This window comes from Massilia consociata (assembly GCF_042432755.1).
Lineage (GTDB): Bacteria > Pseudomonadota > Gammaproteobacteria > Burkholderiales > Burkholderiaceae_D > Telluria > Telluria consociata.
The window spans coordinates 1-692 of the sequence record NZ_JBHLWP010000047.1 but is presented as its reverse complement, the minus strand read 5'-3'; the positions used below and the strand labels follow the sequence as shown (position 1 = coordinate 692).

Sequence of the window (692 nt, the reverse complement as noted above, 5' to 3'; positions counted from 1 at the left end):
GAAATGGCAAAGGAAAAATTCGAACGGACCAAGCCGCACGTCAACGTCGGCACCATCGGTCACGTTGACCACGGCAAAACCACCCTGACGGCTGCAATCGCAACCGTTCTGTCGAAGAAGTTCGGCGGCGAAGCCAAGGCCTACGACCAGATCGACGCGGCTCCGGAAGAAAAGGCACGCGGCATCACCATCAACACCGCGCACGTCGAGTACGAAACCGCCAACCGTCACTACGCCCACGTTGACTGCCCGGGCCACGCCGACTACATCAAGAACATGATTACCGGTGCTGCGCAGATGGACGGCGCGATCCTGGTGTGCTCGGCCGCCGACGGCCCGATGCCGCAGACCCGCGAGCACATCCTGCTGGCGCGTCAGGTTGGCGTTCCGTACATCATCGTGTTCCTGAACAAGTGCGACCTGGTCGACGACGCGGAACTGCTGGAACTGGTCGAAATGGAAGTGCGCGAACTGCTGTCGAAGTACGAGTTCCCGGGCGACGACCTGCCGATCATCAAGGGTTCGGCACGTATGGCGCTGGAAGGCCAGCCGGGCGAAATGGGCGAAGAGTGCATCATCCGCCTGGCAGAAGCCCTGGACACCTACATCCCGACCCCGGAACGTGCCGTTGACGGTACCTTCCTGATGCCGGTGGAAGACGTGTTCTCGATCTCGGGCCGCGGCACCGTGGT

1 protein-coding gene is annotated in these 692 nt (G+C 61.8%); it reads left to right on the top strand.

Annotated elements, in window-relative coordinates:
• Positions 1–3: 3 nt before the first annotated feature.
• The coding region (locus ACFFJK_RS22855; RefSeq protein WP_379681956.1) for a GTP-binding protein at positions 4–692 on the top strand (689 nt) is incomplete at its 3' end.